Source organism: Chthoniobacter sp. (assembly GCF_040003245.1).
GTDB lineage: Bacteria > Verrucomicrobiota > Verrucomicrobiia > Chthoniobacterales > Chthoniobacteraceae > Chthoniobacter.
This window is the reverse complement of sequence record NZ_JBDUCX010000149.1, coordinates 1-16,198: the sequence shown is the minus strand read 5'-3', so window position 1 is coordinate 16,198 and position 16,198 is coordinate 1. Positions and strand designations below refer to the sequence as shown.

14 protein-coding genes are annotated in these 16,198 nt (G+C 63.6%); 9 read left to right on the top strand and 5 right to left on the bottom strand.

What is annotated here, in order from left to right; genetic code table 11:
* Positions 1–263: 263 nt before the first annotated feature.
* The 6 genes from ABJF10_RS19355 (at position 264) to ABJF10_RS19330 (ending at position 8,481) form a co-directional block, all read left to right on the top strand.
* Complete coding sequence (locus tag ABJF10_RS19355) at positions 264–1,817, top strand: putative maltokinase (RefSeq protein WP_348546250.1); 1,554 nt, start codon at positions 264–266, stop codon at positions 1,815–1,817.
* Positions 1,818–1,896: 79 nt separating this feature from the next.
* Positions 1,897–3,489, top strand: coding sequence for a 1,4-alpha-glucan branching protein domain-containing protein (locus tag ABJF10_RS19350; RefSeq protein ID WP_348546249.1), 1,593 nt, complete (start codon positions 1,897–1,899; stop codon positions 3,487–3,489).
* Between the two features lie 139 nt (positions 3,490–3,628).
* Positions 3,629–4,798 (top strand): hypothetical protein, encoded by a 1,170-nt coding sequence (locus ABJF10_RS19345; protein ID WP_348546248.1) that lies wholly within the window; start codon positions 3,629–3,631, stop codon positions 4,796–4,798.
* 96 nt (positions 4,799–4,894) lie between these two features.
* A complete protein-coding gene (locus ABJF10_RS19340; protein ID WP_348546247.1) occupies positions 4,895–5,461 on the top strand; it encodes a ribonuclease H-like domain-containing protein in 567 nt (188 codons plus the stop codon).
* A 123-nt stretch (positions 5,462–5,584) separates the two neighbouring features.
* Complete coding sequence (locus ABJF10_RS19335) at positions 5,585–7,069, top strand: DUF2868 domain-containing protein (RefSeq protein ID WP_348546246.1); 1,485 nt, start codon at positions 5,585–5,587, stop codon at positions 7,067–7,069.
* A complete protein-coding gene (locus tag ABJF10_RS19330) occupies positions 7,066–8,481 on the top strand; it encodes a DUF3482 domain-containing protein (RefSeq protein ID WP_348546245.1) in 1,416 nt (471 codons plus the stop codon). Before ABJF10_RS19335 ends, ABJF10_RS19330 begins: the two co-directional genes overlap by 4 nt.
* A 21-nt stretch (positions 8,482–8,502) precedes the next feature.
* Here the strand turns inward: ABJF10_RS19330 and ABJF10_RS19325 are convergent, their stop codons facing one another.
* The 5 genes from ABJF10_RS19325 to ABJF10_RS19305 all read right to left on the bottom strand — a co-directional run bounded on the left by ABJF10_RS19325 (position 8,503) and on the right by ABJF10_RS19305 (position 11,864).
* Positions 8,503–8,961 (bottom strand): hypothetical protein, encoded by a 459-nt coding sequence (locus tag ABJF10_RS19325; protein WP_348546244.1) that lies wholly within the window; start codon positions 8,959–8,961, stop codon positions 8,503–8,505.
* A gap of 152 nt (positions 8,962–9,113) precedes the next feature.
* Positions 9,114–9,284, bottom strand: a complete 171-nt coding sequence (locus ABJF10_RS19320) for a hypothetical protein (RefSeq protein WP_348546243.1) — start codon at positions 9,282–9,284, stop codon at positions 9,114–9,116.
* Between the two features lie 83 nt (positions 9,285–9,367).
* Positions 9,368–9,916 (bottom strand): 3-isopropylmalate dehydratase, encoded by a 549-nt coding sequence (locus tag ABJF10_RS19315; protein WP_348546242.1) that lies wholly within the window; start codon positions 9,914–9,916, stop codon positions 9,368–9,370.
* A gap of 22 nt (positions 9,917–9,938) precedes the next feature.
* The gene (locus tag ABJF10_RS19310; protein ID WP_348546241.1) at positions 9,939–10,385 is read right to left on the bottom strand and encodes a hypothetical protein; all 447 of its coding nucleotides are present in this window, start codon (positions 10,383–10,385) and stop codon (positions 9,939–9,941) included.
* 108 nt (positions 10,386–10,493) lie between these two features.
* The gene (locus ABJF10_RS19305) at positions 10,494–11,864 is read right to left on the bottom strand and encodes an aconitase family protein (RefSeq protein WP_348546240.1); all 1,371 of its coding nucleotides are present in this window, start codon (positions 11,862–11,864) and stop codon (positions 10,494–10,496) included.
* A gap of 485 nt (positions 11,865–12,349) precedes the next feature.
* Between ABJF10_RS19305 and ABJF10_RS19300 the strand changes: the two genes are divergently transcribed.
* From ABJF10_RS19300 to ABJF10_RS19290, 3 genes are all read left to right on the top strand, one after another.
* Positions 12,350–12,853, top strand: coding sequence for a hypothetical protein (locus ABJF10_RS19300; RefSeq protein WP_348546239.1), 504 nt, complete (start codon positions 12,350–12,352; stop codon positions 12,851–12,853).
* A 141-nt stretch (positions 12,854–12,994) separates the two neighbouring features.
* Positions 12,995–15,610 carry a right-handed parallel beta-helix repeat-containing protein gene (locus ABJF10_RS19295; RefSeq protein WP_348546238.1) on the top strand — a complete coding sequence of 872 codons (2,616 nt, stop codon included), beginning with the start codon at positions 12,995–12,997 and terminating at the stop codon, positions 15,608–15,610.
* The coding region (locus ABJF10_RS19290; protein ID WP_348546237.1) for a hypothetical protein at positions 15,610–16,198 on the top strand (589 nt) is incomplete at its 3' end. The genes ABJF10_RS19295 and ABJF10_RS19290, both read left to right, overlap by 1 nt.

The window sequence follows — 16,198 nt, the reverse complement described above, 5'->3', positions numbered from 1 at the left end:
AGGCGGGCGTGTAATCAGCGATCTTCCGTCAAAACGACACCTTTCTCGCCGGTGTCCAAGTCGGGCGAGAGCAATGCAGAGGTCTGAGATCAAAACGGGGCGAGGGGGGGACGGAAGGCAGGCAAGGCGGGAATTTCTAAAACGCAAATTGTCGGTCAATCGTGCACTCGTGCCAAAATCATCCTTGGGGACGCCCCATTTTGACCCGGCAAGTTCCCGGCTCGCGCTCGATTGAGTTTTCGGACAAACCATCCGACATCTTCATGAGCACCACCGAACCGCCCTTCTCGTTACCCGACATGGCGCACGAAAATCTCTTCGCGCCGGGCGCCCAGCGGGAGCTGTTCGAGAGGTATCTGCTGCCCGCTTACATCCCGCGTTGCCGCTGGTTTGCGGGCAAGGCACGGGACCCACGGCGATTCACGGTGAGCGATGTGGTGCCGGTGAGCCCGGCGCCCGATGCCGCGCGACTTCTCCTGATCGACGTGGAGTATGCGGACAAATCGACGGAAACGTATCTGCTGCCGCTGCAATTGCTGACCGGCCAGGCCGCGAGCGACCTGGCCTCGACCCATCCCCAGGCCATTCTCGCCCGATCGACCGGCGGCGTGCTCTGCGATGCGATCCACGATGAGGCCTTCCGCAGCGCGCTCTTCACTTTGATCGTCGCCTCGGGAACGCGGTCCGGAGAGCAAGGCTCCATCACGGGGCAACCAGGACCAGCGATGACGGCGATCGAAGGCATTCCGTCGTCCCGTGCTCTGGCCGTGGAGCAAAGCAACTCCTCCGTCGTCTACGGCGACCATATTTTCCTCAAACTCTACCGCCGGCTCGAGCACGGCATGAATCCGGATGCGGAAATCCTGCGCTTCCTGAGCAGCCGCGATTTTCCCCATGCACCGCCTTTTGCCGGTGCCGTCGAACATCGCGACACCGAGGGACACGCCTGCGTCCTCGCGCTCGCCACCGGCCTCGTGCCGAACAAAGGCGACGCCTGGGGTTTCACCCTCGGCGAATTGCGGCGCTGGTTTGCAACCCTGCTGGAGGGCGATGCCGCCGCGGCCGCGAAGATCGAGACGGAATCCCTGAATCGCGCCGCGCAGCTCGGCACCCGCACTGGCGAAATGCATCTCGCTCTGGCCAGCGAGACCACCGACCCGGATTTCGCAGCTGAGTCACTCGCGCCGGCGGATGGCCAGGCCCTCTCGAAGAGCATCCTCGCCTCCGCACAGCACGTGCTGGGTCTCATCAGTGCGAAGCTCGCCGCCCTGCCCGAGCCGGCGCGCAGCCTGGCCAGCCGCTTGGTCGCCCTCGAATCCGTACTCCGGGCGCGTGCCGAAGCCGTTTCGTCATCGATCTCCGCCGCCAAAACACGCACTCACGGCGACTATCATCTCGGGCAGGTGTTGGAGACCGGCGGTGATTTCGTCATCATCGATTTCGAAGGCGAACCGCTGCGTTCGCTCGCCACCCGGCGCGAGAAACGCTCTCCGTTCCGCGATGTCGCCGGCATGCTGCGCTCCTTCGACTACGCCGCGCATGCTGCTCTCGAATCCCACGCCGAGGACCATGCCACGCTCGCGCCCCACGCGACGCTGTGGTCCGCCAAAGTCCAGCTCGCTTTCCTCGATGCCTGGCTGGCCACCACCAACGGCGCCGTATTTCGGGCCGACGCCACGGCCCAGGAAAACCGCTTGCTCGAAGCTTTTCTCCTTGAAAAAGCGCTCTACGAAGTCGTCTACGAAATCAACAATCGTCCCACCTGGCTGCCGATTCCCCTGCGCGGCATGCTCACCTTGTTGGAAAACGGACGATAATTACGCCTCGCGACGAAACCGCGCGCTTCCCGCTTGTCGCCGGAGGCACTGGTGGTAGCTTCCGCGCACGTCCGCACCCATGGCCCCGAACGGATATCTTGCTCTCATCCTCCACGCGCACCTGCCCTACGTGCGCCATCCGGAGTATGATGAATTTCTCGAGGAAGACTGGCTCTACGAGGCGATCACCGAGACGTATCTGCCACTCCTCTCGATGTTGTCCGGCCTCGCGGATGACGGCGTGGCCTTTCAGCTCACGGTCACGCTCTCCCCGCCGCTCTGCCACATGCTGCGCGATCCGCTGCTGCAGCAACGCTATGAGCGGTACCTCGAGCGCTCGGTCGCCCTCGCCCGCCGCGAACTCGACCGTACACGCGACAACGCCCAGTTGCACGAGCTCGCCCGGTTCTACCTCGACCGCCTCACCCAATGCCACCGCGACTGGCAGGAGCGCTGGAAGCGCGATCTCGTCGCCGCCTTTGGCGAACTGCAGGAACGCGGCGTGATCGAGATCATCACCTGCGCGGCCACGCACGGCTTCCTGCCGCTCATGGAGAATTTCAAGGAATCCGTGCGCGCGCAGATCTTCATCGCGCGGGACCATTACCGCGAGATGTTCGGGCGTGATCCGCGCGGCATCTGGTTGCCGGAATGCGCTTACGTCGCCAGCCTCGACCAGGTCTTGCAGGAGGCGAATCTGCGCTGGTTCGTCCTCGATTCGCACGGCGTGATGTTCGGCAGCCCGCGTCCGCGCTACGCGATCTACACACCGGTCTTCACCCCGGCGGGCTCCGCGGCTTTCGGACGCGACCGCGAATCGAGCCGCCAGGTATGGAGCGCCGAGGAAGGCTACCCCGGCGACCCCGCTTATCGTGATTTTTATCGCGATATCGGCTTCGATCTCTCGCGCGAATATCTCGCCGACGCCCTGCCCGGCGACGGCACGCGCAAGTTCACCGGCATCAAGTATCACCGCATCACCGGCCGCACGCCGGACAAGGAACTCTACAACCGCGGCTGGGCGCTCGGTGCGGCGGACCATCATGCCGGGCACTTCATGGGTGCGCGGGCCGCACAGATCCAGCATCTGCGGGCGAACATGAACGTCGCCCCGATCGTGGTCAGCCCCTTCGACGCCGAGCTGTTCGGCCACTGGTGGTTCGAGGGCCCGGAGTTTCTCAATCTTTTCATCCGCAAGGCCGTTTACGACCAGGACGCCTTCAAGCTCACCACACCCTCGCGCTATCTCGCGGACAACGACACGCAACAACTCCTCGTGCCTTCCTCCTCGAGCTGGGGGCACAAGGGTTATTGGGAAGTGTGGCTCGACGACACGAATTCGTGGATCTATCCGCACCTGCATATGGCCGCGAAGCGCATGACCGAGATCGCCCGTGTCTATTGGTCGAAAGAAAACGTCTCCGAGGTTATCAGCCGCGCCCTGCGCCAGATGGCTCGTGAACTCCTGCTCGCGCAATCGAGCGACTGGGCCTTTCTGATGAAGACGGGCACCGCGCGGACTTACGCGACCAAGCGCACCAAGGACCACCTGCTGCGCTTCACGCGCCTCTACGACCAGGTGCGCGCCGAGGACATCGACGAAGCCTTCCTCGCCAATTGCGAGTGGCGCGACAACATCTTCCCGAATCTCGACTGGCGGTACTATGCGTAGGGGCACTTTTCCATCTTCCAACTTCCATTTTCGATTGCCCGCCGCACTGCACGCCCTGCTGGTTTCGTCCTTCCTTCTTCATCCCTCATCCTTTCTTCGCGCGCAGACCGAAGAGCCCCCGCCCCCCCAGCGCCCCGGCATGCGCATCACCTTTCTGCCGCCGCCGATGGAAGGCTCGCTCAGCCTCGGCATCTACGACAAGAAAGGGAAACTCGTCCGCACGATGGCGCGGGAGGCTTCCGAGAAGGATTTCACCATCGGCCTGAACGGACTCATCACCTTCTGGGACGGCAAGGATGACGCTGGCAAAGTCATGCCGCCCGGCCTCTATACCGCGCGCGGCTACAGCGTCGGGACAATCGATGTGGACGGTATCGCCTTGCACGGCAACGACTGGATCACCGACGACGATGCCCCGCGTCCAGCGCGCGTCCTCGATCTCCACGCTGCCGCGGACGACAAGGTCGACGTCATCCTCCGCACTCTGGACGGCAAGGAAGTAACGCGGTCCTTAAGCTTCGACACGCAGCCGCAGGAAAAGCCGCCCGGCGACGAAAGCGTCAGCATCACCGAGGGCAAAGTGAAATTGATTTCGGGAGCAGAAGCCCACGAACTCCCGCTCGCCGCCCGCGAGACGGCGGTCGACGCCGCGCTCGGCGCGCCGGATCGACTGTGGGTCATCGTGAGCGCGCCCGGCGGCACCGAAGTGCGCGCCTATACTTATGGGGGCGAATTCCTCCGGCGCCTCGCCTATGCGCCGGGCGATCCGCTCCCCCGCCGCATTCTCGCGGCGCGCGGACGTTCCGCGAACCGCTGGAGCGAGCAAATCCTCCTCTTGGAGCAGAACGACAAGGTCCAGCGCGTGCGTTCGCTCGCCCTGCCCCAGCAGGCCACCAAGGGCGACGCTCCCGCCTGGGAAACCGTGATCGAAAAATCGATCTGGCTCGGCGACAGTTTCGAAGCCATCCGGGATTCCTTGAAACGGCCGAGCGGCAAACCGTTCGTCACCGACAAGGAATTCATCGTGCGCCTCATCGACAATCCCTTGCTCAAGGGCGAACCGACCACGGCACACGTGAGCATCGGCTTCAACGAAGGTGGCAGCTTTCTCCAGACGACCGAAGGCCTCCCGCTGCGCCGCTTCACCGAGACAGCCGGCTTGAAATGGGTAGTCATCGGGCGTGAAGGCAGCGGCCGACAGCTCACGATTTTCCAGGGCGACGGCGCCGTGGTGGAAGAGTTCAAGGCTCACAAGCTCGCCAATATGATGGCCTTCGACGCCGGCGAGTACGAGTGGACGGGGAAGTAAGCACCATGCGGAGTGCGGAGTCGCCGCCGTAATTCCTCAACGCATCGCTGCGAATTTCTTCTTCATCCTTCATCCTTCCGCCTTCATCCTTTTCTTATGTCTTCCGACGTTGTCTACTTCGATCTCGAAACCCAGCGCACCGCCAATGACGCGGGCGGCTGGGACCGCAAGCGCGACATGGGCATGAGCATCGGCGTGACCTACAGCACGAAGCTCGGCGAATACCGCATCTACGGCGAAAACCGCGTCGAGCAGCTCGTCCAGCAACTCCTCCGCGCCGATCTCGTCGTGGGCTTCAATGTCATCAATTTCGATTACGAAGTGCTCATGGGCTACACCGCCTACGACCTCCCTCACCTCTGCCACACGCTCGATCTCATGGTCGATATCGAGAAGAAGCTCGGCCACCGCCTGGGCCTCGACGCCGTGGCCAGCGCCTCGATCGGCGTGGGCAAGACCGGCGACGGCCTCGACGCCATCCGCTGGTGGCGCGAAGGCCGCGTGCTCGAGATCGCCGAGTATTGCTGCTTCGACGTCAAGTGCACCAAACTGGTCCACGAATTCGGCATCGAGAAAAAGAAGCTCTTCTACACCGACCGCTTCCAGCAGCGCAAAAGCGTGCCGGTGGAGTGGAATGCGGTTCCGTGCGCCGCCCTCCCCTAACTCCTATTCTTCCCCTTCCTCCCATGGGACCTGATGGGAAGTATAGGAGTGATGGGATTCCGCAATCACCCGCTCTCCAAGAATCTACCTGACACCGTGCCCCGCGAAACCTAGGTGTTCTCCGTGCGCCGCCCCGAAACCTGGACCCTCGCCGACGTGCTCGACTTCGAGGCGCTGGTCGCTGCCGACGAACGCGCACCCGATCCCGCCGCCGTCGCGGCGCGCGATGCCCGCCTATGGCAGGAGCAAATCGCTCCGCAACTCGCGACCGAGGAAACCACCGATCGCTCGGCCGTCTTCCATCGCTGGCTCGCCGCCCGCCGGACCACGGAGACCCTGCCTGGCACCTGGCTGACCACCGGCTGGCGGATGCTCTCTGGCGGTGCCGTGCTGGCCGGGTTGGTGCTCGGTTTCCTCGTGGCTGGTGGCGCGCTCTACTATGCCGGCGCCCGACCGGTGAACGTCGCGGTCTTTCTCGCCATCACCGTGGGAGTGCAGTGGCTCCTCCTTGCGTGGTCCCTGCTGGTCATTCTTTCGCGGGGATTTCGCGCGGCGTCGCAGCGGCTGCTCCTGCGCATCGGCGAGAGCATCGGTCAATGGCTGGCCAGCGCCCTCGAGCATCTCCCCGGTCCGAAACGCCTGCGCCTGCGCGCCGAAGCCGCCACCCTGCGCCAGCTCGCCGGGCGCAACCTGCAACTACTGCGCTGGCCGCCCTGGCTGGCGTTGCAGGGCTTCGGCATCGCCTGGAATCTGGGGGTGCTGGCCGCCCTGCTGGCGCGCGTGGTCTTTACCGATGTCGCCTTTGGCTGGGAATCCACCTCGGCGCAAGGTCCCGAGGGAATGCACACCCTCGCCCGCGCCTTCGCCACGTCGTGGACCTGGCTGTTCCCGGACGCCTGTCCCACCCTCGATCAAGTGGAGCATAGTTGGTTTCACTACCAATCCGGCGTCGCCGCCCTCAATCGCGTCGCGACGGCGTCGTGGTGGCCGTGGCTTGTCGGCTTCATTCTCGTCTACGGCCTCCTGCCCCGCGCCGCGCTGTGGCTCTATTTCTGGACGCAATCGCGCGCCGGTCTGCGCCGACTCGCCTTCGATGAACCCCGTCACCGCGCCGCGTGGTACCGGCTCACCGGGCCGGTGATCCATTCAAATCGTCCGCCCCAGGAAGGCACTTCGCCTCACGACGCCAAATCAACCGCACCGACGGCGGCCCGGGCGGAGGCCGGTTGCCTCCTTATCGACTCCTCGCTCGCCGGTGCCCGCCCGGAGATCGAGCACTGGGTCACGGCCCAGCTCGGCTGGCGGCTCGCCTGTAGCGAAGTGGTCGAGATCGACTATCCCAGCGGCTACGAAGCCGCGCTCGCGCGTCTCGCCACCGCGCTGCCCAAGGCCCCCTGCTGGCTCATCGCCGTGCCCGCACCTTTCACCGCTTTCGCCGCGTTCACCCAATTCATCGCCCGTATCGGCCAGGGCTCGGGATTTGTCCTCATCGTCGCGCTCGACGAACAGGGCAAACCGAAAGCGCCCGATCCGGAATGGGCGCGTTACTGGAGCGATTTCCTGCGGGCGGAGGCCACGGACTGCGCCACCTTCAGCTACACGCCATGAGCCCCAGCGATCTGCCCGTCATCGCCATCCTCGGGGACGTGAACCACGGGAAATCCTCCGTGGTCGCCACGCTGGCCGAGGATGATTCCGTGGGCATCGGCGCTTTCCCCACCACCACGCAATGCCAGCGTTTCCGCGTGCGTGATCTGGTCGAATTCGTGGATACGCCCGGCTTCCAAAACGCGCGCGAGGCCCTGCGCGAATTGAAGGATGCGGGCACGGCCAGCAATCCGCTCTCGGTCTTCCGCGACTTCGTCGCCCGCCACAAGGACGATCGCTTTTTCGTCCACGAATGCCGCCTGCTGGAGCCCGTGCTCGCAGGCGCCTCGCTGCTTTACGTCGTCGACGTGGCGCAACCGCTGGAGCCACGCCACGAAGCGGAGACGGAAATCCTCCGCCTCACCGGCGCGCCCCGCATCGCCCTGCTCAACCAGACCGGCGAGCCGAGGTATCGCGCCGAATGGGAAGCGCGCCTCCGGCAGAACTTCAGCGCGGTGCTCGACTTCGATGCCCATCGCGCGGATTTCTCCAATCGCCTCGCCCTGCTCGAAGCGCTCGCCACCGTCGATCTCCCCGGCAAGAGCAAGCTGCGCGCAGCGGTCGCCATCCTCCAGCGCGATCGCGACGACAAACTCGACACCACCGCGCGCATCATCATCGACCTGCTCTCCGATCTTCTCACCTGCAAGCATGTGGAAGCCCTGCGCGACCCGATGCGCGTGGCCGCTCAGCGCCGCGAGATCGAGGAACGCTTTCGTGAAAAGCTCGTCGCTCGCGAGATCGAGGCGCACCGCGAGATCATCCGCGCCTTCGCCCACCAGCGCGTGGCCGTCCGCGACGAAGGTCCGCGCGAATGGCTCTCCGACGGCCTCTTCGTCGAACGCACATGGTCACTCCTCGGCTTGAGCGGCTGGCGTCTGCTTGCCGCGGGTGCCGGTGGCGGCGCGCTCGTCGGCGCCAAGATCGACTTGCTCTTCGGCGGTGCCACGTGGGGCCTCGGCGCCGCGCTGGGCGGAGCCGTTGGCGGCGGCGCCGCGCTCGCCGGCAGCCGCACTGCCCCCGGCTTCAAGGTCAATGTCCCCTTCTTTTCCCGCGCCATCGTCGGCACCGAACTCGTCGCCGGCCCGATCACCCACGACAACTTCCCGTGGATCGTCCTCGACCGCGCCCTCGGTATCTTCGTCTCCGTCTCCCGCCGCGCCCACGCCCGCCAGGACCGCGAAACCCTCGACGCCGCCACCCTCGCCGCGCGCCTCCAGGCCACCAAGGCCGCCTCCGATCAAGCCCCCGACGACCTGCGCAAAGCCCTCGCCAAAGCCTTCCGCGACATGCGCAAGAACCGCTTCAACGACGACCGCCGCGACGCCACGGTGAACGCCCTGCGTGACTGGCTGCGGCAGATTTCGCAGTAAGAGACGCACGCTCCCTCAAACTCACGCTTTCTTCCATTGCCGGATGAACTCCCGATTGGCAGGGATCGTTATCCGGTAGCTATCATAGTCGACATAGGTTGGCTTCAGCGTCCTGGATTCTCGATGACTCATACACACCGGAAGCTTCACCGAGATCCGATATTCCTTCACCTTGGGTTCGGGACCGATTCGGAAGACCATCAACCCTCCAAGCGTCGCCATGATTCGCGCGAAGACACCGACTCCATCCAATTCCCGGGTCTCATTCTTTTCGCCGACTAGAACATACTCGTGCGCGACCTTCCCACAGACCACGCAAACCGGAGGCAGTGCTTCACCGTCGACAAATTCCACCAGCGTCAGGTTTTCGTGCTCAGCGCTTCTTTCGTTCACGTTTCCCCTACAGGCCGGGCAGAGCGCATCGGTATTCACAAACACTTCCCGAAAGCAGTGCGGACAGGTCACTTCTCGCAAGGGCATATATCACGTGCGGTAGTCAGCGCGAGAAGGCGTTCGCATCAGCGTCAGTGGCTTTCCAGACATTCACAGTGGGTACGGAGCAACGTCTTGTCTCTCCACAAGGAGACAACGCATGCTACCCGGGAGCGCATGCTTTAGGCGCATTCATCCAGCTAGAATCCGTATTTCCTAGGGTTTTGCAAAACTGCGTCTGTGGTTTGTGCAGCCTGCTCTTCGGTCAGTGCAACACCGCGAAGCACTTCGACCATCTCCGATCGAGATCTGCGCCGCACCGCATCGTCCCACTTGTCGATAACTCCGCACACAACGAGGCGTTCGTTCACAGTCATGCCGCCTAATTCTCGGTCTGTCGGACGGGGTGTGCTCACAGGGTTCAACTATCCAAAGCTCAGCAATAAAAGGAGCCTCACCCCTGCGCCGCGATCATCCCGCTCTGCCGCGCGTAGTTGAAGATGCCGCCGGCGTCGATCACGGGGCGGACTTCGCCGAGGGGCTTGAGGGTATAAGTCGTGCCGTTGACGGTCAGGGTGTCGGCGTCGAAGTCGAGGGTGGCGATGTCGCCAGTCTTGACCTTTTCGCAGAGGCGTTCGTTGGCGTCGTAAGGATACAGTTCGCCGGTAGCCACGCAGTTGCGGAAGAAGATGCGGGCGAAGGACTCGGCCACAACTGCCTCGACCCCGGCGGCGCCGAGGGCGATGGGCGCGTGCTCGCGCGAACTGCCGCAGCCGAAGTTGCGCCCGGCGATGATGATCTTATAGGGCGTCTTGATCCCGCCTTCGGGGACGAACTTGGTGGGATACTGGACGTCCGGCAGCCCGATCATGGCGTAGCTGCCGAGCTTCTCGTACTCCTCGGCGATGGTCGGCACGAGGGTGAGATACTGCGCGGGAATGATCTGGTCGGTGTCGATGTTGTCCTGAACGACGTAGACGGGGCTGGTGATGGTGTGCGACATGGCGTGGATGAGAGTGTTTTTTCTAGAAATGGAAGCCGGGTTTGGGTTTGGGAGTGGCGGCGTTTGACGGCAGCGGGGTGTCGCTCGTGTCGAAGAGCGGCGAGCCGGTGCCGTGCGTAGGCGGCACGTTGCTGTGCTTCTCGACGGCGGGTGACTGGTCGAACATCGGCCGGTTGAGCTGGATGGTGTAGTTGGTCTTCGTCTTGGTCGAGGTCGAGTAGGACACCGGTGCGGGCTTGAGGTCGTCGGTGGACACGAAACCGGCAGTGCCGTCCTCGGTCATCACGCGGCTGAACCCGAAGGCGTGCTCGAGGATGGTGACCTTCGCGCCTTCATTGAGCACGAAGTCCGGGCCGAACGACTGCGCCGGCCCGAACTTGTAAAAGGCCGTCTTGGCCGAGACGACGTAATGCGACCCGGAGGGGACATCGTTCGACTGACAAGCGGTGAAGGCGGCGAGGCAAATCATGGTGACCAGACTTTGCAGGACTCTCGAAAGCGATGGCCAGGACATCTGGAAGGGTCGGAAACTGGGAAGCTGTCTTCGATTTCGGGCCCGGGCCGCTTGCATGGTGCTTCAGCCAACGTACTCGCGGGGGTCGGTAATCTTGCCGGTGAGAGCGCTCGCGGCCACGGTGTAGGGCGACGCGAGGAAGACCTGCGACTCCTTGTGGCCCATGCGGCCGGGGAAGTTGCGGTTCGTGGCGCTGATGCACTTCATGGGCGTGTTCATGCGGCCGAAGGTGTCCACTGGTCCGCCGAGGCAGGCGGCGCACGAGGCGTTCTCGGTCATGCGCACGCCGGCGTTCTCGAGAATGGACCAGACGCTCTTGCCGTCCCACTGCGTGTCCTTCAACTCCTGCACCACTTTGGTGGTGGCGGGCACGCCGAAGGTATCGATCTTCACCGACTTGCCGCGCACCACCTGGGCGAAGGCGAGGAAGTCGCTGGTCTTGCCGCCGGTGCACGAGCCGATGTAGGCGCGGTCGAGGGTGACGTTGCTCAGCTCCTTGGCGGTCTTGCGCTGGCCCGGGTCGGGATGGCAGGCCACGGTGGGCTCGAGCTTGGAGAGATCGAATACCTTGTCGTAGGAGAACTTCTGGTCGGCATCGATTTCCGCGGGCTCGTAGGTGCTCTTCGTGCCGTTTTCCGTGACGCGCTCGCGCACGTAGCTGTCGGTCTTTTCGTCAAAGGGGAAGATGCCGTTCTTGGCGCCGGCCTCGATGGCCATGTTGGCGATGGTCATGCGGTCGTCCATCGCCATGGAATGAACGCCGGGGCCTTCCCACTGCATGGCGCGGTAGGTGGCGCCGTCGAAACCGATTTCGCCGATGACGTGCAGGATGACGTCCTTGGCCATGAGGCCCGGGGGCAATTCGCCCTCCAGGAAAAAGCGCATCGTCTCGGGTACTTTTACCAGCAGCTTGCCGGTGCCGAGGATGAAGCCCGCGTCGGTGTTGCCGATGCCGGTGGCGAATTGATTGAAGGCGCCGGCCATGCAGGTGTGCGAGTCGGTGCCGAAGAGCACTTCGCCGGGACGCGTGTGGCCTTTCCACGGGAGCGTGGTGTGGCAGACGCCGGTGTAGTTCTTGCCGTACTGCTTCTTGAGCTGGCCTTGATTGGCGTCGAATTTCCAGTGGCCGGCGGAGTCGTCGATCACGTCGTAAAAATACGGGAGCTCCTGCTCGTTGGCGAAGTCGCGCAGGATGTCGACGTTGCGGTTCGACATGGAATCCGCGGTGAAAATGTAGTGGTCGGGGATGATGACCAGCTTCTTCGGGTCCCAGACTTTGGCCGCTTTGCCGAACTCGCGCTTGAACACGCCGATGGTGCCCGGGCCGCAAACGTCGTGGGTCATGAGAATGTCCACGTTAACCCACACGTTGTCGCCAGCCTGGACATGCGCTTTGCCACTGGCACGCGCGAGCACTTTTTCAGTCAGAGTCATAAGGGGGACTACTATCACACCGCCTCGCACTCCCACGCAAATGGATTTGTGGGCCAGAGACTTGGGGCCGGCGGCGGCTGGGAAATTTTCGCACCTTGATCCACCTTGATTTCGGCTGGATCAAGATCTCGCTCGAAAGGGCCGGCTCCGGAGATCCTGTTGGAAAAATTGGAGGCACGATTAGGCACGACTGCCTACGATTCCCCCGTTCCACGGTCGATGCTGTGGAACACTCGGGCACCCAAGCCAGACCACCAAGGGCCGCCGGGGTGAAGCGGGGCTTCCTGCTCCGTTTTATCATAGAGCGTCGTCTACTCATACGCATCGGATCATAACAGAAGGCACGGATTTTGTGAATCGCTCCATTGGCTCAGTTGGCTCAGTTGCGGAAAATCGCCTTTTCTTCCTCAAAAACGGCCACGGAACAATCTGGTGGCCAGTGCCTGCCCTCTAAGATAAGAAAACACCTCCGCGTTTCCCCCTTTATGAACCCATTTTCGCTTCGTCTTTCGGTCTACGGAACCGCCGCCCTCACCACCCTGATGGCGGTCGCCGAGGATCCCGCTCCGGCGGGCGGCAATATCACCGATCTAAAGCAAGCGCTCGCCGAAGTGCCGCACAATGTGGCCAACGCCCTGCGCAATGCCGCCGCCCGGGACACCGCGGCCACCCAGGCCTCCGATCTCCTGCGCACGAAGGTGCAGGGGCGGACGGCGATGCTCACCTTCAAGATCGACGTGGTGGAGAAGGAGACGCGCGGAAGCGAAACCGGTTACCGGGTGCGGGCCGAGGAAAAACACATCTCGGAAGTCGGCACGAACTTCATCACCTCCCTGTGGGTGCATTTTGCCATGAGCGAGAATGCCAGAGTCGGCGCGCTCAAAAAGGGCGGCGAGATCAGCGTCACCGGCAAGATCGCGGAAGCCATGGTCAGCGCCAAACCTGCGCCGGCGCTGCACATCGTTCTCTCCGAGGCGAAGGTAAACTAACTTCGAACGCGGCGCCGACGAACCCACTCCTCCGATTGTCGTACGTCTGCCAACGAAAAGGCAGATCCCGGTGTGAGCAGAGGTGACGTCAAATAGTGTCGGCAGGTGGCACGGCAACTCCGTAGAATCGCCGCCCTGACCATGCGCCTCGTTTCCCTCGCCCTGCTGCTCGCCGGCTTCACCGCCGCTCACGCTACCACGTTCGAACTCAAGCCGGGTACGGCGATTCCCGATCTGGCTGCGGCCCGCGATGCGGCGCGGCAAGCGCATGCGGGTAATCCGAAAGAGCCGGTCACTGTGCGGATCGCCGAGGGCACTTACTCGATCGCCGAGCCGGTCGTCTTCGAGCCGCAGGACAGCGGGGTAACTTACGAAGCGGCGCCCGGCGCGAGGCCGGTCTTTACCGGTGGAAAAAAGCTCGCCGGTTGGAAGGCGGGCGCGGATGGAGTGTGGACGACACAGGTCGAGCCGGGCACGAGCTTCGAGGTCTTGTGGGTCAATGGCCGGCGGGCGACGCGCGCGCGAACGCCCAAGGACGATTACATCCAGGCCACCGGGCAGCCCCTCACCGGATTGCCCGGCATTCACCTCAATGGTTCGCCGCAGCAGACCATGCTCCAGGTCGCGCCCAAGGACGCGGCGATCCTGCGCGGGTTGAGTGCGGAGGAATTACACGATGTGAACGTCGTCGTCCTCCACTCGTGGAATGAGACGCGCCATCGGATCGCCGGCGTGCGCCTCGAGGACGGCACGCTACAATTCACCGGCGGCATGCGCAATTTTTTCTCCCTCGAGCCGTTTCACCGCCTCTATTTTGAAAACCTGCGCGCCGCGCTGACCGATCCGGGCGACTGGTTTCTCGCGCGCAACGGCACGCTCTCCTACAAGCCCCGCCCGGGCGAAGAGCCAGATCTCGCCGATGCCTGGATGCCGGTCGCGACGCAATGGCTGCTTTTCAAGGGCGACCCGGCGAAGGACGACGCGCTGGTGCACGATGTCCATTTCCGCGGGCTCTCTTTCCAGCACCAGGCGTACACCCTGCCGGAGACGGGCGTGGGCTACAGCCAGGCCGAGGAGCCGCTGGGTGCGGCCATCGAGGCGGACGGCGCGCGGGAGGTGTCTTTCGAGCAATGCGAATTTGCCCACACGATGACGAATACGCTGTGGTTGCGGCGCGGCTGTCGCAACATCACCCTGCGCGAATGCTGGCTGCACGATCTCGGCGCGGGCGGGGTGAAGATCGGCGTATCCAAGGTGCCCAGCGAGACCGACCAGACGAGCTTCGTGACGATCGACAATTGCATCATCCACACGGGCGGGCGCTATTTCCTCAGCGCCATCGGGGTGCTCATCTTTCACGCCAGCGATTGCACGGTCCGCCACTGCGACATCGCGGATTTCTATTACTCGGCGATCAGCATCGGCTGGGTGTGGGGCTACAAGCCCACGCCGTGCGCGCGCAATCTCGTGGAAGATTGCCACTTGCATCATCTCGGCTGGGCGGTGCTCAGCGACATGGGCGCGGTCTACACTCTCGGCCCGCAGCCCGGCACGGTCATTCGCGGCTGCCACATGCACGACATCGGTTGCGGCAGCTACGGTGGCTGGGGGATGTATAATGACGAAGGCTCGACGGGCATCGTGTGGGAAAACAACCTCGTCCATCACACGCAGGACGCCGGCTATCACCAGCACTACGGCCGCGGCAACATCGTGCGCAATAACATCATCGCCTACTGCGCCGAGGAACATGTGCGCCGCAGCCGGCCCGAGGAATTCCTGGCGTTTGCCTTCGAGCACAACATCGTCCTCATGGGAGAGGGGCGGCTTTTCGCCCACGTCGACAAAAACTGGGACGACGGCCGCGTCTTCCTCGCAGACAACGTGTATTGGAAACCCGATGGGCCAATTCCCGATTTCGCCGGGAAGTCGTGGGCCGACTGGCAATTCATGGGCCGCGACACGGGATCGGTCGTCGCCGATCCGCTTTTCGTCGCGCCGGAGAAAGGCGACTGGACGCTGCGTCCGGAGTCACCCGCATTGAAAGTCGGGTTTGTCCCCTTCGACTGGAAAAAAGCGGGCGTGACCGGCGAGGCACCGTGGCGCCAGCTCGCCGCCGAGGAATTTCCGCCGATGAAGTACGGGCTGAAGCCGAAGACACCACCGCTCGCCTTGCACGACGGATTTGAAACCACGCCCATCGGTGGGCCGCCCGCGCGCGCCAAGGTCAGCACCACCAAGAAGCCAGGCTTGATCAAGGTCGTGGCGGATCAGCCGAGCAAGGGCCAGCGCTGCCTGCAATTGACGGATGGGCCGGACGTCGAGCCGGCCTTCGAGCCGCATTTCTACTACGGACCCGGCCATGACCACGGCCTCACGCGCACAGCCTTCGATGTCCGCGCCGAGCCGGATTACCAACTCGTCTTCGAGTGGCGCGACGATGCGACCCCGTATCACACCGGCCCGAGGCTGACCTTTGGCAAAAACGGAGTCCGGGCGAACGACAAGACGCTGGCGGAGTTCCCGGCGAACACGTGGGTGCACCTCGAAGTAACGGCAAAACTAGGCCCGGATAGCGACGCCACTTGGAACTGCACGTTGACCATGCCCGGCAAGCTGCCGCAACACTTCGACGGTCTGAAATTCGAGAAAGCCGACATGAAGGTTTTGAAGTGGCTCGGCTTTTCCTCGCCGGGCCGCGTCGCCGCCAAATGCTGGCTGGATGAAATCGAAATCGAAAACAAACCGGTGAAATAATGGGGGCCGAGGTCGTCGCCATCATCACCGGGGAACGTGGTCAGCGCGAGATCGTGCGCCCGCTCGCCGCGGTGGAAGTGAACTGCGCCGTACTCGACTGGGAGGAACTGCGCGCCCGTGGAGGAGGCGCGCATGCGCGGTTCATTCCTGAGCTGTGGAAGATCGTGCGCGCTCATCCGGGCGCCGTTGTCTTCACCGACATGAGTTCCGCCTTCCTCGCGTCGATTCTCGCCGTGACGAAAATGCACGGTGCGCGCGTGTTCGTGCGGTTGCGCGGCGATCCGCATGCGGAGACGCGCGACCAACTCCGCTTCCACTGGGAGCAGCGCGAGTGGCCGCAGTTCCTCCGCTCTGTCGTCTCGTGGCTGCTCGACCGTCCCCTCTTCGCCGCCGTCGATCGCTTCGTGCCGGTCTCCGATTGGATCGTGCAGCGGTTGCACCTCCAAGGGCGCGCTTCCATCGTCCGCATTCCCGTCGCGCTCGAAAATTTTCCGGCGCGCCAGCACCGCGAGAGCACACCGCTGCGGTTGCTCTCGGTGACGAATTTCAATTTTCCACAGAAGGTCGCCGCACTGGGACGCTTCCTCG